This window comes from Mycobacteroides sp. LB1, from assembly GCF_013449725.1.
Lineage (GTDB): Bacteria > Actinomycetota > Actinomycetes > Mycobacteriales > Mycobacteriaceae > Mycobacterium.
Genome location: NZ_JACCFF010000003.1, coordinates 44,644 through 65,674, shown reverse-complemented (window position 1 = coordinate 65,674; position 21,031 = coordinate 44,644). Strand labels below are relative to the sequence as shown.

General features: G+C 64.1%; 15 protein-coding genes. 4 read left to right on the top strand and 11 right to left on the bottom strand.

Going from position 1 to position 21,031, the window contains the following annotated elements:
* Window positions 1-35 precede the first annotated feature (35 nt).
* From MLB1_RS13930 to MLB1_RS13890, 9 genes are all read right to left on the bottom strand, one after another.
* Window positions 36-818: an enoyl-CoA hydratase-related protein gene (locus tag MLB1_RS13930; protein WP_180750444.1), complete on the bottom strand. Its 783-nt coding sequence runs from the start codon at window positions 816-818 to the stop codon at window positions 36-38.
* Complete coding sequence (locus tag MLB1_RS13925) at window positions 819-2,312, bottom strand: NAD(P)/FAD-dependent oxidoreductase (protein ID WP_180750443.1); 1,494 nt, start codon at window positions 2,310-2,312, stop codon at window positions 819-821. It lies immediately after the preceding gene.
* Between the two features lie 87 nt (window positions 2,313-2,399).
* Window positions 2,400-4,337 (bottom strand): NAD(P)/FAD-dependent oxidoreductase, encoded by a 1,938-nt coding sequence (locus MLB1_RS13920; protein WP_180750442.1) that lies wholly within the window; start codon window positions 4,335-4,337, stop codon window positions 2,400-2,402.
* Between the two features lie 12 nt (window positions 4,338-4,349).
* Entirely contained in the window at window positions 4,350-5,585 is a 1,236-nt protein-coding gene (locus tag MLB1_RS13915; RefSeq protein WP_180750441.1) for a cytochrome P450, read from the bottom strand.
* Window positions 5,582-6,439: a mycofactocin-coupled SDR family oxidoreductase gene (locus MLB1_RS13910; RefSeq protein ID WP_180750440.1), complete on the bottom strand. Its 858-nt coding sequence runs from the start codon at window positions 6,437-6,439 to the stop codon at window positions 5,582-5,584. The genes MLB1_RS13915 and MLB1_RS13910 overlap by 4 nt, the downstream gene beginning before the upstream one ends.
* Entirely contained in the window at window positions 6,396-7,985 is a 1,590-nt protein-coding gene (locus MLB1_RS13905) for an NAD(P)/FAD-dependent oxidoreductase (RefSeq protein WP_180750439.1), read from the bottom strand. Before MLB1_RS13905 ends, MLB1_RS13910 begins: the two co-directional genes overlap by 44 nt.
* Window position 7,986: 1 nt before the next feature.
* Window positions 7,987-8,595: a TetR/AcrR family transcriptional regulator gene (locus tag MLB1_RS13900; protein WP_180750438.1), complete on the bottom strand. Its 609-nt coding sequence runs from the start codon at window positions 8,593-8,595 to the stop codon at window positions 7,987-7,989.
* Between the two features lie 44 nt (window positions 8,596-8,639).
* Window positions 8,640-9,650 carry a PHP domain-containing protein gene (locus tag MLB1_RS13895; protein ID WP_180750437.1) on the bottom strand — a complete coding sequence of 337 codons (1,011 nt, stop codon included), beginning with the start codon at window positions 9,648-9,650 and terminating at the stop codon, window positions 8,640-8,642.
* Window positions 9,651-9,704: 54 nt separating this feature from the next.
* Window positions 9,705-9,971 carry a helix-turn-helix transcriptional regulator gene (locus MLB1_RS13890; RefSeq protein WP_180750436.1) on the bottom strand — a complete coding sequence of 89 codons (267 nt, stop codon included), beginning with the start codon at window positions 9,969-9,971 and terminating at the stop codon, window positions 9,705-9,707.
* Window positions 9,972-10,046: 75 nt separating this feature from the next.
* Between MLB1_RS13890 and map the strand changes: the two genes are divergently transcribed.
* Window positions 10,047-10,814 carry a type I methionyl aminopeptidase gene (gene map, locus MLB1_RS13885; protein WP_180750435.1) on the top strand — a complete coding sequence of 256 codons (768 nt, stop codon included), beginning with the start codon at window positions 10,047-10,049 and terminating at the stop codon, window positions 10,812-10,814.
* Window positions 10,815-11,614: 800 nt separating this feature from the next.
* Here the strand turns inward: map and MLB1_RS13880 are convergent.
* Both MLB1_RS13880 and gltB read right to left on the bottom strand, forming a co-directional pair.
* On the bottom strand, window positions 11,615-13,081 hold the full coding sequence (locus MLB1_RS13880; protein ID WP_180750434.1) for a glutamate synthase subunit beta: 1,467 nt from the start codon (window positions 13,079-13,081) through the stop codon (window positions 11,615-11,617).
* The gene (gene gltB, locus MLB1_RS13875; RefSeq protein ID WP_180750433.1) at window positions 13,074-17,657 is read right to left on the bottom strand and encodes a glutamate synthase large subunit; all 4,584 of its coding nucleotides are present in this window, start codon (window positions 17,655-17,657) and stop codon (window positions 13,074-13,076) included. Before gltB ends, MLB1_RS13880 begins: the two co-directional genes overlap by 8 nt.
* A gap of 460 nt (window positions 17,658-18,117) precedes the next feature.
* Between gltB and MLB1_RS13870 the strand changes: the two genes are divergently transcribed.
* The 3 genes from MLB1_RS13870 to MLB1_RS13860 are packed head-to-tail and all read left to right on the top strand — an operon-like array spanning window position 18,118 to window position 21,020.
* Window positions 18,118-18,954 carry an SDR family NAD(P)-dependent oxidoreductase gene (locus MLB1_RS13870; RefSeq protein WP_180750432.1) on the top strand — a complete coding sequence of 279 codons (837 nt, stop codon included), beginning with the start codon at window positions 18,118-18,120 and terminating at the stop codon, window positions 18,952-18,954.
* Window positions 18,955-18,963: 9 nt separating this feature from the next.
* On the top strand, window positions 18,964-19,881 hold the full coding sequence (locus MLB1_RS13865; protein ID WP_180750431.1) for a metal-dependent hydrolase: 918 nt from the start codon (window positions 18,964-18,966) through the stop codon (window positions 19,879-19,881).
* The gene (locus MLB1_RS13860) at window positions 19,881-21,020 is read left to right on the top strand and encodes a PDR/VanB family oxidoreductase (protein ID WP_180750430.1); all 1,140 of its coding nucleotides are present in this window, start codon (window positions 19,881-19,883) and stop codon (window positions 21,018-21,020) included. The genes MLB1_RS13865 and MLB1_RS13860 overlap by 1 nt, the downstream gene beginning before the upstream one ends.
* Window positions 21,021-21,031: the final 11 nt, after the last annotated feature.

Below are 21,031 nucleotides of genomic sequence, written 5' to 3'. Positions count from 1 at the left end.
TTGAGGTCCAAGATTCAAGCCCCACCTGCCTGGTATTACGAGCGCCCGATCCAGCGCGGCGCGCGGCCTTCCGCGAATGCGCGTGGCCCCTCGACCGCGTCATCCGACCCCATGAGCCGCAGGTGATCGGCCGTCTCCCGCGCCGCCACCTCGGCCGCGGACATCGCCGTCAGCTGCGCGTCCCACAGCAGCCGCTTGGTCAAAGCCGCGGATTGGGGCGCCACATTAACCGAAATATCGTGCGCCATCTCCAGCGCGGTCCCGAGTACCTTCTCGGCAGGCAGACAGTGGTTGGCCAATCCGGTCTCCACTGCCCGCCGCGCCGAAAAGGGCGCGCCGGTGAGGAGCAGCTCCGCCGCCACCGCGGTGCCCACCAGACGCGGTAACGTCCAGTGCGCCATGGCATCCGGCGCCACCCCGAATCTCACCTGGGGTATCGCGTAGCGACCTTCCTCGGCGAGGATGCGGATATCGGCGTGCAGTGCCAGTGTCATCCCGATACCAATGGCGTGCCCGTTCACCGCCGCGATCACGGGCGTGCTCAGTTCGAACGCGGCGGGCCGCACCGGAGACGCCGAGAAGTCCGGATTGTCCGGCGCCGCAAATGTTTCCGCGTCGGACGAGATCAGTGCACCGCTACAGAATGCGGGTGGGGAGCCGGTGAGCACGATGACGCGCACGGCGGCATCCTCGTCGAGCCGCCGATAAGCGGCGCCGAGATCGCGTCCAAGATCGGCGGTGAAGGAGTTACGTGTCGCCGGTCCGTGCAGCGTAAGTACCGCTACCCCGTCCCGAATCTCCGTTCGGAGCTCGGTCACCTAGCTGTTGACAGCAACCGACTCAGCGGGCGATGAAGTGGCCGCGGCCTTCCTCTTGCCGAAGCGCATGCCCTCGCTGATCCGGCTGCGCCGCATCATGCCGATGTCATAGGCGTAGTTCTGCTTCAAACGCCACGGGTGCTTGTCGCCCTGCTTGGGAAGTTCCTCCAGCGCACGCAGCACGTAACCCGGAGTGAAGTCCATGAACGGCTGCTTCTCTATCGTCTCGTCGGCCAGCTCGGGAACCGCTGTGACGTAACCATTCTCGTCCATGTAGTTCAGCAAACGGCTCACGTACTCGGACACCAGGTCGGCCTTGAGTGTCCATGAGGCGTTGGTGTACCCAATGGTGAACGCCATGTTCGGGACACCGGTGAGCATCGCGCCCTTGTATACGGTCTGCGAGGGCAGGTCCACGGGCACACCGTCGACCGTCGGAATGACGCCGCTGAAGAACTTCAGGTTCAAACCCGTCGCGGTGATGACGATGTCGGCGTCGAGGTGCTTGCCCGACTTGAGCTTGATGCCCGTCTCGTCGAAGGTCTCGATGTGGTCGGTGACGATATCGGCCCTGTGCTTGCGGATGGCTTTGTACAGATCGCCGTTCGGCACCACACAGAGACGCTCGTCCCACGGGTTGTACTTGGGGCCGAAGTGGGTCTTGTAGTCGTATCCCTTGGGTAGCTGAAGTTTGGCCTGCTGCATGATGATTCGCCGCGCGGCGCGCGGGAACTTTCGGCTCGCCTGGTAGCTAAAGATCAGCTGTGCGATGTTGATCCAGCGGGCAACCGGGTAAGCAGCCTTGGCCGGCAATATCTTTCGCAGACCGTTGATTATCGGGTTCTCGTTGGGCAGCGACAGGATGTAGGTGGGCGAACGCTGCAGCATGGTGATGTGTCCGACATCGGGCGCCATCGCCGGCACCAATGTCACGGCGGTGGCGCCGGAGCCGATAACCACGACCTTCTTGCCCTTGTAGTCAAGGTCCTCGGGCCAATGCTGCGGATGCACCACCGTGCCCTTGAAATCAGCCAATCCGGGGAACTCCGGCTGGTAGCCCTGGTCGTAGTCGTAGTAGCCGCTGCAGCAGAACAGGTACGAACAGGTGTATTCGACGATTTCGCCGTCGCGATCCACCGGGATGGTCCACTGCTGAGTCTCGGTCGACCAGGCCGCACCCAAAACCTTGTGCCGGTACTTGACGTGTCCGTCGATACCGGCGTTGGCCGCGGTCTTGTGCACGTAGTCGAGGATGGACGGGCCGTCTGCCAGGGTCCGGCTGTCGTTCCACGGCGAGAACCGGAAGCCCAGGGTGTACATGTCCGAGTCAGACCGGATACCGGGGTACTTGAACAGGTTCCAGGTACCGCCCATATCGTCGCGGGCCTCGAGCACCGCGTAGGTCTTGGACGGGCAGCGGTTCTGAATGTGCCAGGCCGCGCTGATTCCGGAGATGCCGGCGCCGACAATGAGCACGTCAAAGTGTTCGGACATGCCGCGATGCTACCGCTTACAGTTCGGTGAGAAAAGTAAAGTTAGGCCCTTGCAATCGTGCGCACTCTGTGCCAGCGACACCGCAGGTCAGGGCCGTCCGGCCCCGGTGAACACGTACTCCGACCAGTCGGGACGCCGAACGGCGTGCCAGTACTCGGGCAGACGCCAGGGGCTGACGGTGTGTATCTCCCCATCTGCATTCTTGAAGTAGGAATGTTCGACGGCCGGGTGCGACCACACCATCTTGTTGATCCGCTCCTGCGTGCGCCGGTGCCAGTCCGCCGCGGGCTGCGGCTCCGGTTCCATCGCCAGTCGGCTCTCACCGGCCAAGCGTTCGAGGCATTGCGTGATGTACCGCATCTGCAATTCGGACTGGAAGATGAGGCTCCCGCCGTGCGCCAGGTGGGTGCCGGGCCCGTAGATGATGAAGAAGTTGGGGAATCCGGGGACGGTGATTCCGCGATGCGCGTAGGGCCGGTCACCCCACATGCTGCGCAGCTCGACGCCGTCACGTCCCACGATCCGCAGCGGCCACAGCACCTCGGTGGCCCTGAATCCCGTGGCATACACGATCACGTCGGCGAGGTGAATCGTGCCATCCTCGGTGACGACGCCATCCCGCTCGATCCGTTCGATGGATGTGCGTACCAGCTCGACATTGTCGCGACGCAGGGTTCGCAACCAGCTTCCGTTGTCCTGGAGCGTTCGCTTACCGGTCGCTGGGTAATCGGGCAGTACCTGTGCGAGAAGCTGTTCGTCGTCGCCCACCTGCCGGGTTATCCAGTCGGTGAACATCATTCGGGCCGCAGCGTTGATCGCACTGACCGCATAGCCCTGGTCGGGATAGTCGGGATCAATCTCGGCGGCGTCGAGCCCCTTATCGGCACCGGGCCACATGAGGAGGAACCGATACCAGCGGCCGTAGAACGGAAGATGCTTCATGGCCCATCGCACGCCGTCCTCGACCTGGTCGTGGTACATGGCGTTGGGGAACATCCACTGCGGGGTGCGCTGAAACACCGTGAGGTGCTCGACCTTCTCGGCGATGGCGGGCGCAATCTGAAATCCACTGGCGCCCGCACCGATAAGGGCGACGCGCTTTCCGGTGATATCCACCGAGCCATCCCACCGCGCGGAGTGGAAGGCCGGACCCGCGAAGGCGCCGGCGCCGTCGACGGCCGGGATGTTCGGGCGGTTGAGCTGACCCACCGCGCTGATGACGGCCCGTGCCCGAAGCTCTTGTATTTCACCGCTTGCCGCGCGGACCCGGACCACCCATAGCGCGTCCTGTTCCTCCCAGGTGGCCGACTCGACCTCGGATTCCCACAGCACATGCTCATCCAGACCGTGCTTGTCGACGACGGTCTGGAAGTACTCACGTAGCTCGGGCTGCTCGGCGAAGTAGTGGCTCCAGCCATCACTCGGCTCGAAGCTGTAGCAGTAGAAATGGTTGGCGACGTCCACGCGGGCGCCGGGATACGTATTCTCCCACCATGTTCCACCGGGACCGGCGTTCTTCTCGACGATGGTGAAGGGGATGTTGGCCTGTGCGAGCCTGATTCCCGCCAAGATCCCCGATTCCCCACAGCCGATCACCACGACGGGCAGCGTGTCGGTGTGGCCTGAATCCAGCGGCGCGGCGCGTCGTGGATCTACACCGTCCAGATCGAGTTCCTCCAGAATCAGCGGCAGATATTCGTTCGGAACCTCCTCGCATGCTGCCCAATTCATCATCTCTCGGACAAGGTCCGCATCCAGTGGCGCCGGCTCCGGGCATCCCCGCTCCCGGTACTCGACGATTGCTTCAAGGGCCACCTTCCGCGCCCGCTCCTTATCCTCCTCGGACATGAAGCCCTGGACTTCGTTGAGGAAGGTGGCGGCCTGCTTGAACTCGCGGATGTAGCGCGGATCGCCGGTGATGTGCACGAGAGACAACAACAGAGTGGGGATGCTAACGGCCTCGAGAGCCGCGGCGATCTCCTGCGTAGGGGTGGAAAAGGGGTGACCCGCGTACCGGTTGCGCACCGAAGTCGCCGCTCAGCCGAGGTAACTCGCGGGCAGCGACACCACGCCGTTGATCCAGCCCGACCGGAACCGGGTGGCCGCACCGGTCGGTGTCAGGTCCGGCAGCCTGTCGGCCATGGCGTCGAACATGATGCCGATCTCCAGCCGGGCGAGGTTCGCGCCCAGGCAGTAGTGAATCCCGTGGCCGCCGAATGCGAGGTGCGGGTTGGGGTCGCGCTCGATGTTGAAGGTGAACGGGTCGTCGAATACCTCCTCGTCGAAGTTGGCCGAGGCGTAGAACATTCCGACACGTTGCCCCTTCCTGATGTGCACTGCGGCGAGTTCAACATCCTGCAGCGCGGTGCGCTGGAAGGCGATGATGGGACTGGCCCATCGGATGATCTCGTCCGCGGTGGTCTGCGGACGGTGCTGCCGATACAGCTCCCATTGGGTGGGGTTGTCCGCGAAGGCGAGCACCCCGTGTGTGATGGCATTGCGCGAGGTCTCATTGCCCGCGACCATGAGCTGGATGACGAAGTAGGCGAACTCCAGCGGGGTCAGCGGACGGTCGTCGTAGGCGCCCTGGACCAGCCCGGTGAGAATGTCGTCTTGCGGATTCTTTTGCCGCTCTTCGGCCATCGCGTACGCGTAACCCAGCATGGAAACAGTTGCGGCGGTGGCAGAATCTTTGCCGATGGCTGGGTCGTCATAGGCGAACATCTGGTTTGTCCAGTCCAGCACCTGCTGGCGGTCCGCCTCCGGGATGCCCACCAGATCCGCGATAGCGTGCATGGGCAGCACTGAGGCGATATCGGAAACGAAATTGCCGCTGGACTTTTCGGCGGCCGATTCCACGATGTCCTGGGCGCGGAGGACAAGCCGTTCATGCAGTCCATTGACGGCCTTCGGTGTGAACAGCGGTGACACGATGCGCCGCAGGATCCGGTGCTTGGGTTCGTCCATGTCGATGAGCAAATTCTCGCGCTGGATGTCAAGTTGCTCGGCGGTGATGTCCTCGTTGTAGCGCACCACCGTCGTGTTCGCACTGTTGGAGAACACCTCATTGAGGCGCGATACCTCTTTGACATCATCATGTTTGGTGACCGCCCAGTAGCCGTCGTCGTCGAACCCGGCGACTCCCCTGGGCTGGGCGTTCCACCAGATGGGCTCGGTCTTGCGGAGATACGCGAACTCCTCGACGGGGATTCGCTGCTGAATGAGGTCAGGGTCGGTGAAATCGAACCCCGGCGCGAACGGACAGACGGTCATCGCTTGAGATACCCCTTGTCGACGGGAACCTGCGCGCCGGTCATGACGCCGGATGCATCGCCTGCAAGCCAGGCCACCACCTCGGCGATCTCCGCGGGTTCGACAAGCCTGTCGTTGTCCACCAGGGTCTGGCTGAAGCTCTGCAGGTATCCCGGGTACTTCTCGAACATCCTCAACACCGACTCGTCGGCCGCCAGTGGCGTGTTGGTTCCGTACGGGTGGATGGAGTTGACGCGAATCCCATACTCCCCCAGCTCAACTGCCAACGAATTGGTCAAACCCACGACACCGAACTTGGCTGCGACATAGTGTCCGCAGCCCGGCATGGCCTTGATCCCGGCCGAGGAACTGACCGTAATGATGGACCCGCCGTTACCTGCTTCGATCATCGCGGGCACCGCCGCCTTTATGGTGTTCCAGACACCGGTCAGGTTGATGTCGATGACGTCACGCCACTGGTCGGGCTCGATCTCCCAGAGCCGCGCCCAGCTGGCGATGCCCGCATTGGCGACCACGATGTCCAGGCGCCCGAATCGGGTGATGGCCTCGTTGATCACCTTCTGCTGTCCGGCGAGGTCACGCACGTCGATGCGTTCGGCGATAATCTCCCGGCCGAGATCCTGTACTGCGGAAACGGTTTCGTCGAAATCTTCGGCCGTGGTTGCCGGGTATTCGTTATAGGGCGACGGCTTGTCGCAGGTGTCGATGGCCACGATATCGGCGCCGTCAGCAGCGAGCCGGATGGCATGGGCACGGCCCTGGCCGCGCCCAGCCCCGGTGATGTAGGCGACCCGCCCGGTGAGCGGCTTATCACGCTGAGCTGACTGGGCTGACTGGGCTGACTGGGCTGTCATCGGACACCTTTTCTCGGATGGTCGCGGGGCGGAAGGAGTAGTCGGAAAGCGGGGAATGCTTTGAAAACCAGTTCATTTCACTCACCGTTTGGGGCCGGTAGTACCGCGCCTCCCCCTTGGAGTTGACGAAATAGGTGCTTAGTGGTGGCTGGCAGTCGGTGGCGTACAGCCGGATCGCCTTGCCTTGATGGGCCATTCGCCGCACCCACTTGTCGAAGGCTCGCTGACTGACTTCCGCAACCTCGCGGTGGGTGCGACTCGATTCGGCGATGACGCGTGCGGCGTGGCGCGCATTGGCCTCCACCATGGCGTGCCACCCCTGCCCCTGGTTGCCTTCGGGGCCTACCAGCACCCATCGATTGGGCAAGCCGGGTAGCGCCGAGCCACCGTAGGTCCGCATCTCATGGTCGCGGTAGTACTCGCCGAGGTCGAACCCGTTGCGGCCCTCGATGGTTCCCGGTTTGTAGTGCTCCGGGTCGGTGTATATCTCGTAGCCGGTGGCCAAGACCAGGAGATCGACCTCGTGCTGCGCGCCACTCGCTGTCTCGATGCCGGTTTCGGTGACCCGCAGGATGGGTTCGGTGACCAGGCGCACGGTTCCGGCGTCCACCGCCTGCAGGAAATCGTTCGATAGGACGGTGCGTCGTGCGAGGATTCCGTAGCTCGGCATCAGGGCGTCGCGCAGCGCGGGATCTCTGACAGTGCCGCGCAGTAGCGCGCGGTACCAGCGCCGTGCCATATCGTCGTAGCGGGGAATCAATACGCGCAGTATCGATTCCGGTAGGAGTGGCAGCAGGTGGAACAACATGGCCTGCGCGGCGTCCATGGCCGCGACGATCACCGCGTTGATGACGGTCAGGATGAAGGGTGCGTTCAGGATCCGCTGGGCACGCGGCGAGAGATCCGGGTTGGGTTTGGGAATGATCCACGCGGGAGTGCGCTGGAATGTCGTGACCGATGCGGCCGTTTCCGCGACGGCGGGGGCAATCTGGATGCCGCTGGAGCCGGTCCCAATGACCGCGATGCGCTTGCCGGCGTGATCGTACGAGTGATCCCACGCGTTGGGCCGCATGGTTCTGCCACGAAAGTCGTCGAGACCGGGGATATCGGGTCCGGGTTTGGCGTCGATGTATCCGCCCACCGCACTGATGACATATCGGGCCCGGATGCCCGGTCTCCCGGCGATCGTCAGCTCCCAGTGGTCACCGTCTTCACTCCACCGTTGCGCGGTGACCGCGCTGCCACCCTGGAAATGTCTGCGCAGTCCCAGGTTTTCCACCACCGACAGGTGATAACGCTGGATATCGGCACCGTCGGCGAACAGCCTCTTCCACTGCCCTGTTCGCGCAAAACTCAACTGATAGAACAGGACCGGGATGTCGACACCGAGGCCCGGATAGGTATTGTCACGCCACGTGCCGCCGAAGTCGTCGGCGCGGTCCAGGATCACGAAATCGTCGATACCCTGTTCCAGCAGGTAATGGGCGGCTGCGATACCGCCGGGACCCGCGCCGATGATCGCGACCTGAAAATCGATGTCACTCATGCTATTTCCTGCCTGCGGCGGACAGTCCGCCCAGGATGAATCGGGAGAAGTAGTCGCGCACCGCGGCCGGGTCCTTCAGGTCGAGAGAGATGGCAGGCAGCACTTCGATGCTCATCAGGGTTCGCATAATCCATTCGGCCGCCTCGGTGGCGTCGACGTCCCCGCCGATCTCGCCGCGGTCCCGGGCGGCCTCGACCTGGGGCACCCAGAACTCGACGGACCGGCGCATCAGATCGTCGCCGCACTCGTCGAGGACCAGTTCCAGGACGTTGGAGACATGCAGCGTCGGGTCCAGACGATCCGACCAGGCCCGGTGGTCGCTGATGCGTACCGCGGCCTCGCCGACCTGGTCGGTGAGCGTGGTCTTGGCGCTCACGGCCCCGGCGAACAGCTCGATGAAGGCGCTCGCGATGAAGCCGACGGCGACGTCGATGGCTTCCTTTTTGCCGCCAAACCAGTTGTAGATGGTTCCGCGCGAGACACCGGCCTCATCGGCAGCGGCCGACAGGCTGAACCGTTGAATTCCCGAGCGGACCAGGGTCTGAGCGACGGCCGCGACGATTGGTTCGGGTACTTCACCACGCGGGCCGGTCGTCTTCACGAGCTTCACGTTTGAACACTTTGCGCGAATGTGTTCATAGTGTCAATAGGCGCTTAGCGGCTCTTCCGGGTTCTGGCCAACAGCTGCTCCACGGGCCGGGTGTTGATCACCCGTTCCTCCGGAACCCCGGCCTCCAGCGCGCGTTCGCATCCGTATCCGGAGAACTCCAGCTGCCCCGGCGCGTGCGCATCGGTGTCGATGGAGAAGTCGCAGCCGATGTTCAGCGCGAGGTCGAGCAGCCGACGCGGCGGGTCACGCCGTTCCGGGCGAGAGTTGATCTCGACGGCGGTGCCGGAGTCACGGCAGGCCCGGAAGACCTCAGCGGCATCGAATGCCGACTCGCCTCGGATACCGCGCTCCCCCTCCACCAGCCGTCCCGTGCAGTGCCCGAGCACGTCGACGCGCGGGTTGGTGACGGCGGCGATCATGCGGCGGGTCATCGCCGCGGAGTCCATCGCGAGCTTGGAATGCACACTGGCGACAACGATGTCGAGCTGATCGAGGAGCTCGGGGTCCTGGTCTAGTGCGCCATCGTCGAGGATGTCAACCTCGATGCCGGTGAGGATTCGCATGGGCGCCATCTGATCTCGCAGCTCGTCGATGACTGTCAGCTGGGCACAGAGCCGTTCAGCGGAGAGGCCGTTGGCGACCCTCAGACGTGGCGAGTGGTCGGTGAGCGCACAGTACTCGTGTCCGAGCGCCTTTGCGGTGCTCATCATTTCCGCGATGGGTACAGATCCGTCTGACCAGTTGGAGTGCAGGTGCAGGTCACCCTTAAGCGCTTTTCGCATGCTGCCGCCGCCCGTGCTTTTCGCGTTGGCCCGCAGTTGTTCGAGGGTGGCCGGAACCTTGCCCGCCCAGGCCTCGGCTGCGACGGTGGCCGTCTTGGGGCCCAGCCCGGTCAGGCCTTTCCAGGTCTTGTTGGCGCCGTGGCGTTCTCGCTCGTCGGGAGTGAGCGCGGCGATGACATCGGCGGCCTTACGGTAGGCCATCACGCGGCGCGATTCTTCGCGGCCGAGCTCCTTGTAGTAGGCGATTTCCCGAAGGGCCGCAACTGGATCCATGGCCGTGAGCCTATTCCGCGTCGAAGTGAACGGCCACGGGGTTTTCCACTCCAGTCAGGAGACCGCGCTGAGGTCCGCCTGGTCTTGCCAGACGGCAGCGACGTGGTTGAGGTCGAGGCCCAATGCAATGGCCAGTTGGACGACGACACCGAAGGCCGGAGTCGGTAGTCGCCCCGTCTCGATCTTGCGCAGCGTCTCCGGTGAAATGCCGGCGGAACGGGCGATGTCGTCGAGGGGGCTGTCGGCCCGGACGGAACGCAGCAGCCCGCCCAAGCGCTTACCCGCGGCGAGTTGTTCGGCGGTAAGCGGCAGACGAACCATGCTCTCGACCTTAGTCTTGGTATTTAAATACCGAAAGCCCTAAGGTGGTATTTAAATACCGCTGAGGAGGTTCGCGTGATCGAGTTGAAGTCACCCGGGGAGATCGCGCGCATGCGAGTGACCGGAGGGTTCGTCGCCTCGGTGTTGTCCGAGTTGTCGGCGCTCGCCGAGCCAGGTGTGAACCTGCTTGACCTTGAGCAGCGGGCGCGCGACATGGTCGCCGAACGCGGAGCGGTGTCCTGCTACTGGGACTACTCCCCCTCGTTTGGGCGCGGTCCGTTCCGCAACGTCATCTGCCTGTCGGTGAATGACGCCGTACTGCATGGGCTTCCGCACGACTACATGCTGGTTAATGGCGATCTGCTGAGCATGGATTTCGCGGTGAGCATCGACGGCTGGGTGGCCGACTCCGCGGTTAGCCTGATTGTCGGCGTCCCCGATCCCGAGGATGTGCGGCTGATCGACACCACCCGGGCGGCGCTGGATGCGGCGATCGCGGCGGCTCGGCCGGGTAACCGGCTCGGAGATATCTCGGCGGCGGTCGCCGGGGTGGCCGAGGGCGCCGGGTATCGGATCAACACCGATTTCGGTGGGCACGGCCTGGGGCGCACCATGCACGAGGATCCGCACGTCCCGAACAAGGGAACGGCAGGACGGGGATTGAAATTGGAGCCCGGTCTGACGCTGGCGCTGGAACCGTGGTTCGGGCGCGGAACCCACCGGCTCACCGTCGATCCGGACGGGTGGACGTTGCGGATGGCCGACGGAACGCGCGGCGCGCATTCCGAGCACACCATCGCCATCACCGAGGACGGCCCTCAAGTGCTGACGCTGCGGGTTTAGGCCTGCCCGGCGCAGGAATAGCATCACGCCGCATCCAACCAGTACCGCCATAGCTGCAGTGCCTATGTTCCTCAGCCTCATCCCCTCCCGTTGGACGAATCCAACCGGAGCGGGGCTACCGCGTCCATGAACCCTGGTTACAGGTCTATAACGATTATAAGGAACACCGCGTGTCAACGCCCCAACACGCGGGAGACTGCCGTTAGCAACGCTCAGTGACTGAAGCGCAGCATCTCTTCGGGAGTAATCAATCGCTCGTTCTTAGCGGGGAAACCATGACTCTTCATGGGATGACGGATCAATGACCAGGCAATTCGGCCAACCCATGTCTTCGCGGCGGGTGTGTTGGGCACGAGAACATCTCCTGCATCGGCAATCTTTCAGAACCGGTCAGTAGCATAACGCAAATTCTTGTCGATCTCACGTGTAAACGCTGACGTCAGGCAAACATATCTGGTAACGCGGATTAAAATCATTCGGAGCTACTGATCTCGGCGGCCCCGGCAACGCATCTTTTTAGTGGCTGTGTAACAGGAAGGGCGTCCAGTTCGGCCAACCCGTAGCACCGATCGGCTCTCCCCACCGAATTGAGCGACAACCCTGGGTCCGGATCGTTGGGCATTGGGACGGATCGCGTCGGACCTGCTCGACCGCAACATCCTCGGGGATCATCACGGCATGAAGCATCACGGTGTGCCGGCCCGGCCCAATTCAACCGGCCGAACCCTCACGTAAGCGGAGCCCAACCGTCGAGCGTCGAGCGTCGAGCGTCGAGCGTCGAGCGTCGAGCGTCGGAGAAACTAGCGCTGCGGTGCGGCGGTCGGCTTGATCGGCGCAGGCAGCGCCGTCTCGCCGACGAGGTATGCGTCCACTGCAGCGGCGGCGGAGCGGCCCTCGGCAATCGCCCACACGATCAGCGACTGGCCGCGCCCCATGTCCCCCGCCACAAACACGCCGTCCACCGACGTCGCGAACGCGTCGTTGCGCGCCACGTTCCCGCGGTCTGTCAGCTCGACGCCCAGGTCCTGGATCAGGCCCGGCTTCTCCGGTCCGACGAATCCCATTGCCAGGAAGACGATATCGGCCTCCAGCTCAAAGTCCGAGCCCTCGACCTTCTCGAACTTGCCGGCGTTGAAGACAACCTCGTGGGCCCGCAGACCGGTCACCTTGCCAGCCTCACCGAGGAACCGCTCAGTATTGACGGCGTAGATCCGCTCGCCGCCCTCTTCGTGTGCGGAGGCCACCCGGAACAATGTCGGGTAGGTCGGCCACGGGTCACGCTCGGACCGAATCTCGGGCGGGCGGGGCATGATCTCGAACTGCTGGATGCTCGCCGCACCCTGCCGGTGGGCGGTGCCCAAGCAGTCCGCACCGGTATCGCCACCACCGATGATGATGACGCGCTTACCTTTTGCGGTGATGGGCGGCTGGCCGTCCTCGTCCACGACGGGATCGCCATGCTGCACCTTGTTGGCCCACGGCAGGTACTCCATGGCCTGGTAGATGCCTTCGAGCTCACGCCCCGGGACGGGCAGATCGCGCGCTGCGGTCGCCCCGCCTGCCAGTACCACCGCGTCAAAGTTTGAACGGAGGTGATCCGCTGTTATATCAACTCCAACGTTCACTCCGGCCTCGAAAACAGTGCCCTCGGCCCGCATCTGGTCCAGACGCCGGTCGACGTGATGCTTTTCCATCTTGAACTCGGGGATGCCGTACCGCAGCAGACCGCCGATGCGGTCGGCCCGCTCGTACACGGTGACATCGTGTCCAGCTCGGGTGAGCTGCTGTGCCGCAGCCAATCCCGCGGGTCCCGAGCCCACAACCGCGACCTTCTTACCGGTTTTCACCTCGGACGGGATGGGCTTAACCCAGTCGTTCTCGAAGGCGTTGTCGATGAGCTCGACCTCGACCTGCTTGATGGTCACCGGGTCCTGGTTAATACCCAGCACGCAGGACGCCTCACACGGCGCCGGGCAGAGCCGGCCGGTGAACTCGGGGAAGTTGTTGGTGGCGTGCAACCGCTCGATGGCCTCGCGCCAGTTCCCGCGGTACACCATGTCGTTCCACTCGGGAATCAGATTGCCCAGAGGGCAGCCCTGATGGCAGAACGGGATTCCACAGTCCATGCAGCGCGATGCCTGCGTCTGCAGCGCCTCGTGCTCGAAGTCTTCGTAGACCTCTTTCCAGTCGAGAAGCCGCAGCGGCACAGGACGCCGTTTGGGCAGTTCACGCGTGGTGTGGTTCAGAAAGCCGCTTGGGTCACCCACGAGCTGCCGCCATGATCGCTTCGTTCACATCGCCTCCGGTCAGCTCCGCATCGGCGATGGCCAACAGTACGCGACGGTAGTCGCGAGGCATCACCTTGACGAAGGAGTCGCTTTGGCCGCTCCAGTCGGCCAGAATGCGTTGTCCGACGGCAGAATCTGTCGCCGCCACATGCTTTTCGATCAAGCTGCGCAGCACCTGCTCATCGTCGGGATCCAACGCCTCAAGATCCACCATCTCGTCGTTGAGATTGTCCATCAACTGCTTGTCGGGGTCGTAGACATAAGCCACGCCGCCCGACATGCCCGCAGCAAAGTTACGTCCGGTCGGGCCGAGCACCACTACCGCACCTCCGGTCATGTATTCGCAGCCGTGGTCGCCCACACCCTCGACGACGGCGGAAGCACCGGAGTTGCGGACCGCGAACCGCTCCCCCACCACACCGCGCAAGAACAGCTCACCGCTGGTGGCACCGAACAAGATGACGTTGCCGCCGATGATGTTCTTCTCGGCCACAAAGCCTTCCGGCGCCTCACGCGACGGGCGCACCGCGATGTGTCCGCCGGACAGGCCCTTGCCGACATAGTCGTTGGCGTCGCCGAACAGCCGCAGGGTGATGCCGCGCGGGACAAACGCACCGAAGCTGTTACCGGCCGAGCCGGTAAAGGTGATGTCGATGGTGTCATCGGGAAGACCTTCGCCACCATAGGCTTTCGTCACCTCGTGGCCCAGCATGGTGCCGACGGTGCGGTTGACGTTGGTGATCAGCGTCTCGAACTTCACCGGGTTGCCACGGTCCAGCGCCTCGCGGCTCATCACTATGAGCTGCTGATCCAGCGCCTTCTCCAGGCCATGATCCTGCGAACCACTGCAGTACAGGTCCTGGTTCATGAACGCCGATTCCGGCTCGGTCAGCACCGGAGTCAGGTCGATCTTGCTGGCCTTCCAGTGCGCCACCGCGCGCTCGATATCCAGCGCGGTGACCTGTCCCACCGCCTCGTTGACGGTGCGGAAACCGAGCTCGGCCATGAGCTCACGCACCTCTTCCGCGATGAACAGGAAGAAGTTCTCCACGAACTCCGGCTTGCCGTTGAATCGTTTACGCAGCACCGGGTTCTGGGTGGCCACCCCAACGGGGCAGGTGTCCAGGTGGCACACGCGCATCATGATGCAGCCGGAGACCACCAGGGGAGCGGTCGCGAAACCGAACTCCTCACCACCCAACAACATCGCGATCATCACGTCGCGGCCGGTCTTGAGCTGGCCGTCGACCTGTACGACGATGCGGTCACGCAGACCGTTGAGCAGCAGCGTCTGCTGCGTCTCGGCCAGGCCCAGCTCCCATGGCGCACCGGCATGCTTCATCGAGGTCAGCGGGGTGGCGCCCGTTCCGCCGTCATGCCCGGAGATGAGCACCACATCGGCGTGCGCCTTGGAGACGCCCGTGGCCACCGTGCCGACACCGTTCTCACTCACCAGCTTCACGTGCACGCGTGCCTGCGGGTTGGAGTTCTTGAGGTCGTGGATCAGCTGCGCCAGGTCCTCGATCGAGTAGATGTCGTGGTGCGGGGGAGGCGAGATGAGCCCCACGCCCGGCGTCGAGTGACGCACCTCGGCCACCCACGGATACACCTTGTGCGCGGGAAGCTGGCCGCCCTCACCGGGCTTGGCTCCCTGGGCCATCTTGATCTGGATATCGGTGCAGTTGCTCAGGTAGTGCGACGTGACGCCGAACCGGCCGGAGGCCACCTGCTTGACGGCGCTGCGGCGCCAGTCACCGTTCTCGTCGGGAGTGAACCGTCGCGGATCCTCGCCGCCCTCACCGGAGTTCGATCGGGCCCCCAGTCGGTTCATGGCGATCGCCAGCGTCTCGTGCGCCTCTGCGGAGATGGAGCCGAAACTCATCGCACCCGTCGAGAACCGCTTGACGATCTCGCTGGCAGGCTCCACCTCGTCCAGCGGAACCGGCTGGCGCAGACCTGGTTTGAACTTCAGCAGGCCGCGCAACGAGGCCATGCGCTCGCTCTGGTCGTCGACCAGAGCGGTGTATTCCTTGAATACCGAGTACTGCCCGGAGCGGGTCGCGTGCTGCAGCTTGAAAACGGTGTCCGGATTGAACAGGTGGTACTCGCCCTCACGGCGCCACTGATACTCGCCGCCGACCTCAAGCTCACGGTGCGCCCACTCCTCCGGGCGCTCCAAGAAGGCCAGGTGGTGACGCGATGCCACATCGGCGGCGATCTCGTCGAGACCGATACCTCCTGTGGGGCAGAACAATCCGGAGAAGTACTCGTCGAGTAGCTCTTGCGACAGGCCGATGGCCTGGAACAGCTGTGCGCCGGTGTAGGAGGCCAGCGTGGAGATGCCCATCTTGGACATCACCTTGAGCACACCCTTGCCTGCCGCCTTGATGTAGTTACGGACCGCCTTGTCGCGGTCCACACCGGGGATCATGCCGCGGTCGATGAGATCCTCGATGGACTCAAACGCCATGTAGGGGTTGACGGCGGCGGCACCGAAGCCCACCAGCGCCGCGATGTGGTGCACCTCGCGGGCATCGCCGGCCTCGACCAGCAGGCCGACCTTGGTGCGCGACCGCTCACGCACCAGGTGGTGGTGCACCGCGGAAACTGCCAAAAGCGAAGGAATGGGAGCCATCTGGTCGTCCGACTCACGGTCGGACAGGATGAGTACCTGCGCGCCGTCGGCGATGGCCGCGGACGCCTCGGCACGCACCGATTCCAGCGCCGTCCGCAGCCCGGCACCGCCCTCGGCGACGGGGTACAGGCAGCGGATCACTCGGCTGGAGAAGCCGTGGGGGCGTCCGTTGACCTCGTCGGCGGGATCGAGGTGGATCAGTTTGTCCAGCTCGTCGTTGTGCAGCACCGGCTGCGGCAGCAGGATCTGGTGGCACGACTCGGGCGTCGGGTTGAGCACATCGCCCTCGGGGCCGATCACACCACCGAGGCTGGTGACCACCTCTTCGCGGATGGCGTCGAGCGGGGGGTTGGTGACCTGTGCGAACAGCTGCTGGAAGTAGTCGAACAGCATCCGAGAACGGTTGGACAGCACCGCAATCGGAGTGTCGGTGCCCATGGACCCGAGCGCTTCGGCACCGGTGCGCGCCATCGGCGACACCAGAACGTTGAGCTCCTCGTAGGTGTATCCGAAAGCCTGCTGGCGCAACACGATCCGGTTGTGCGGCATGTGCTGGTGCGGACGGTCGGGCAGCTGCTCCAGTCGAACCAGGCCCTCGTCGAGCCACTTCTGGTACGGCTCGGCGGCGGCGAGCTCGGCCTTGACCTCTTCGTCGTCGAGGATGCGGCCCTGGGTGGTGTCCACCAGGAACATGCGGCCGGGCTGCAGACGCGTGCGCTGCACGACGGTGGACGGATCCAGGTCCAGCACACCTGCCTCGGAGGCCATCACGACGAGCCCGTCGTTGGTCACCCAAACACGGGACGGCCGTAAGCCGTTGCGGTCGAGCACGGCCCCGACGATGGTGCCATCGGTGAAGCAGACCGAGGCGGGTCCGTCCCATGGCTCCATGAGGGAGGCGTGGTATTCGTAGAAGGCGCGGCGCGCAGGGTCCATGGACTCGTGCCGTTCCCACGCCTCGGGAATCATCATCAGCACCGCGTGATGCAGGGGGCGGCCGCCCAGGTGCAGCAGTTCCAGTGCCTCGTCGAACCGCGCCGTGTCCGAGGCACCGCGCGTACAGATCGGGAAGATCTTGTCGAGCTGGGCGTCACCGCCGAAGACATCGGTCGTGATGAGCGCCTCGCGGGCCCGCATCCAGTTCTCATTGCCTGCGACGGTGTTGATCTCGCCGTTGTGCGCCACCCGGCGGTACGGGTGCGCCAGCGGCCAGGACGGGAAGGTGTTGGTGGAGAAGCGCGAATGCACGATACCCAGCGCACTCTCGACCCGCTCGTCCTGCAGATCGAGATAGAACGCCCGCAGCTGCGGGGTGGTCAGCATGCCCTTGTAAACGAAGGTGCGACCGGAAAGGCTTGGGAAGTAGACGGTTTCCTCACCGAGGCTGCCCCGGCCGGAACCCTGATTACCGAGCTCATGCTCGATGCGCTTGCGCACGACATAGACGCGCCGCTCCAGGTCCATGCCGGAGGCGCCGGCGATGAACAGCTGCCGGAAGGTGGGCATGGCGTCGCGGGCGAGGGCACCCAGCGAGGAATCGTCATGGGGAACCTCACGCCAACCCAGGACGGTCAGACCTTCTGCCTCGACGATCTTCGCGACGGCCTCGGATGCGGCGGCGGCGTCCTTGGACCCCTGGGGCAGGAAAGCAATACCGGTGGCGTAGCTGCCCTCGGCGGGCAGCTCAAAGTCCACGACGGCACGGAAGAACTTGTCCGGGATCTGCAGCAGGATTCCTGCGCCGTCACCGCTATTCGGCTCGGCTCCCGCGGCACCACGGTGCTCCAGGTTCAGCAGTGCGGTGATGGCCTTGTCCACGATGTCGCGGCTGCGCCGGCCGTGCATATCCACGACCATGGCGACACCGCACGCATCGTGCTCATAGGCCGGGTTGTAGAGCCCGGTCGCGGGGTGTGGCATGGCTGCTCGTCTCATCTCCGGGGCCTGGCCGGGTGCATCGCGTGGATGCACCCGTCAATGCCCTCCTCGAAGGTGCCGCACAGACCGACGCGGAACGGTGCTGGAATCCCGCGGCTGGCCCGTTGGCCCTTGTCTGTAGCGTCCTTCTCGGCCGTCTGCTGGGTGTGCTCGCGGTGACGATGAGGCACCCACCGGACACCTTTGACCAGCGGATCTCGTGCCCCGACGCGACAAGTAATCAAAACGATATGTCAGGAACCCCGTAGTACGCCAACTCGGGTGGTTAGATGGCGCGACACCCTGCGGTGCGGTGCTCTCAATGCGTAGGTCAACGCATGTTTCCCCTCGATAAACCCCCGGGAACCCCGTAATGGGCGTCACGTCTTTTTTCCTCCTGTGCAGGTGATTTACAATCTCCTCCATCACGTAAGCGCACTGGTGCGCGGGACTCGGAGGATGCATGACATCCGGCAGCGCACAGCGCAACAGCCTGGTAGTAGTGACCGGCGGCGGAAGCGGTATCGGCCGTGAAACGGCGCTGGCGTTCGCCCGCAAGGGCGCACGCGTCGTCGTCGCCGATATCAACCTCGACACCGCGAACGAGACCGTCGGACTCATCGAGAAATCAGGCGGCACCGCTCATTCGTATGCCTTGGACGTCTCCGACGAAGCTGTCGTGACCGCATTCGCCGACGATGTATGCGCCAACCACGGTGTGCCGGACGTCTTGATCAATAACGCCGGCATCGGTCAGGCCGGCAGGTTCTTTGACACCCCTTCTGCCGACTTCCAGCGGGTCCTGAGCATCAATCTCAACGGAGTCGTCTACGGCTGCCGCGCCTTCGGGCCGCGGATGGCCGAACGAAAGCGCGGTCATATCGTCAACATCTCCAGTGCCGCTGCCTATACGCCGCTCCCCGAAATGAGCGCCTACGTGACCAGCAAGGCAGCCGTATTCATGTTCTCCGACGTGCTGCGTGGTGAGCTCGGGCGCGACAAGGTGAAGGTGAGCACCATCTGCCCAGGCATCGTCAACACGAACATCATTCGCACCACCCAGTTTTCGGGGTTGTCGCCCGAAGACGAGGCCAATCGGCAGCAGCAGGGGGCGGGGCTGTACGCCAAACGCGGATACGGCCCCGAGAGGGTCGCCAAACAGATTGTCAACGCCGTCACCAAGGGCAAGTCGATCGTCCCGGTCACCCCGGAAGCACATATGCAGTACCACTTCAGCCGTCTGGCCCCAGCGCTGAACCGGTTCTTCTGGGGCCGCGTCAGCGATAAGCTCAACAAATAGGAGAGAGCCATGGCCCGCAACACAACTCAAGCCACTGGTCTACACGTCGTACCCACCGAGCCCGGCGAGGTCGTGCTGCGGCCGCGCAACGTCCAGTTCGACACCAGCCACACCCCGCTGCACTGGATCCCCAACGAGCCAATCGTGTCGCATTTCATCTCTGCCTTCAATCTCCTGCTGCCGGAAGGGGAACGGGCCTTTGTGGACACCTTCACCCGCGCACTGCCGTATGTGAAGGACGACAAGATCCGCGAGGCGATGATCGGGTTCATGGGCCAGGAGGCCGTGCACGCCGAGACACACAGCAAGGTGCTGGGCGACTTCCTGGAGAAGAACGACATCAACGTCCGCCCGGCGCTTGAGCAGATCGAGTACGTCACCCACATGCTGGAGCGGACCAACGAGCTGCGCAGTGAGAAGCTTCGCTACCGGGTGATGGTGGAGAAGCTGGCCCTTATCGCGGGTATCGAGCACTTCACCGCCGTGCTCGGCGACTGGGTGCTCAACCATCCCTTCGAGAAGTTCGACGCCGACGCGGAGATGGTGGACCTGTTCCGCTGGCACGGCGCCGAGGAGGTCGAGCACCGTAGCGTCGCCTACGACGTGGCCAGCTACTTCCAGATCCGCCGCGGGCACATGATGCTGACCTTCGTGCTGGCGACCATCCTGCTTGTCGGTGTGATGCTGCGTTACACCAAGTTCCTGGTTCGCCAGGATCCGTCCTTACCGAACTACGGCGTTTTCGGGGTGCTGCGGCAGATGAACAAGGCCATGAAGCGCGGCGCGTTCCTTCGCTGGCGCGAGCTGGCCAAGTCGGCGCTGGAGTTCATGCGCCCGGGCTTCTCACCCGATCAGGTGGGCAGCACCGCGCAAGCCGTGGCGTACCTGAGCACCTCACCGGCCGCGAAGGCCGCGGTCGGCCACTGATGTTCGACCGTATCCGCCGAAAGACGCAGCCGACCCCCAAGCGGACGCGGCCGCCACTGCCGCCGACGCTGTACGGCACCCTGCCGGTATCCCCCACGATTGCGGTCGCGACGGCGCTGTTCCCCCTCGCCGTACGCGCAATCGGCGCACTGCTGATCCTCAAAAAGCCGCCGGAGAATCACGTCGACCGGACCCTGCATCTGGTGATCGCCGACCGCTGGGTGGAAGCCACCGACGACAACGTGGTCAGCCTGGTGCTGGCCAGTCCCGACGGGGAGCGGCTTCCACCATGGCATCCGGGCGCGCATCTGGACCTGCTGTTGCCATCAGGGCGCATGCGCCAATACTCGCTGTGCGGCGACCTGACGGATCCCCTCCGCTACCGAATCGCCGTGCGCCGCATCCCCGATGGTGGCGGCGGCTCGGTCGAGGTGCATGACGAGCTGCAGATCGGCACGACCGTATCGATCCTGGGGCCGCGTAACGCATTCCCGCTCGCCATGACCCAGCCCGGGCCGCGCAAGCTCCATTTTGTCGCCGGCGGTATCGGCATCACGCCGATTCTCGCGATGATCGCCTTCGCCGAGCAGCTGGGTAAGCCCTGGACCATGGTGTACACCGGGCGGCACCGCGATTCCATGCCCTTCCTCAACGAGCTCAAGCGGTTTGGTGATCGGGTCATCGTGCGGACGGACGTCGAGTCGGGGCTGCCGACTGCGGACGATCTGCTGCCCGATGTGGGGGAGAACGACGCCGTGTACTGTTGCGGGCCCGCGCCGATGCTCGGGGTACTGCAGCGACGGCTACTCGAAATGCCTTCTGTGGAACTACATTTCGAGCGTTTCGCCGCCGCGCCCGTGGTGGACGGCCATCCGTTCGAGGTGCAGCTGGGCCCGGGTGGACCCGTGCTGGAGGTGCCCGCCGATCGCACCGCGCTGGACGTCATCAAGGAACGGCTGCCGCATGTGGCCTACTCGTGCCAGCAGGGTTTCTGCGGTACCTGCAAGGTGAATGTGCTCGCCGGATCCGTCGACCATCGCGATCAGATTCTCACCGAATCGCAGCGCGAGGAAGGGCAGCTCCTGACCTGCGTCTCGCGTGGTGAAGGGCGTCTGGTGCTGGACCTGCCCACCGAATAGTGCGTCTCCGC

Excerpts from the sequence above, each read along its gene's own strand:
- MLB1_RS13870 (WP_180750432.1), top strand. The coding sequence starts at position 18,118 with ATGACATCCGGCAGCGCACAGCGCAACAGCCTGGTAGTAGTGACCGGC.
- MLB1_RS13895 (WP_180750437.1), bottom strand. The coding sequence starts at position 9,650 with ATGGATCCAGTTGCGGCCCTTCGGGAAATCGCCTACTACAAGGAGCTC.
- MLB1_RS13865 (WP_180750431.1), top strand. The coding sequence starts at position 18,964 with ATGGCCCGCAACACAACTCAAGCCACTGGTCTACACGTCGTACCCACC.
- MLB1_RS13890 (WP_180750436.1), bottom strand. The coding sequence starts at position 9,971 with ATGGTTCGTCTGCCGCTTACCGCCGAACAACTCGCCGCGGGTAAGCGC.
- MLB1_RS13915 (WP_180750441.1), bottom strand. The coding sequence starts at position 5,585 with ATGACCGTCTGTCCGTTCGCGCCGGGGTTCGATTTCACCGACCCTGAC.
- gltB (WP_180750433.1), bottom strand. The coding sequence starts at position 17,657 with ATGCCACACCCCGCGACCGGGCTCTACAACCCGGCCTATGAGCACGAT.
- MLB1_RS13910 (WP_180750440.1), bottom strand. The coding sequence starts at position 6,439 with ATGACAGCCCAGTCAGCCCAGTCAGCCCAGTCAGCTCAGCGTGATAAG.
- MLB1_RS13860 (WP_180750430.1), top strand. The coding sequence starts at position 19,881 with ATGTTCGACCGTATCCGCCGAAAGACGCAGCCGACCCCCAAGCGGACG.
- MLB1_RS13925 (WP_180750443.1), bottom strand. The coding sequence starts at position 2,312 with ATGTCCGAACACTTTGACGTGCTCATTGTCGGCGCCGGCATCTCCGGA.
- MLB1_RS13905 (WP_180750439.1), bottom strand. The coding sequence starts at position 7,985 with ATGAGTGACATCGATTTTCAGGTCGCGATCATCGGCGCGGGTCCCGGC.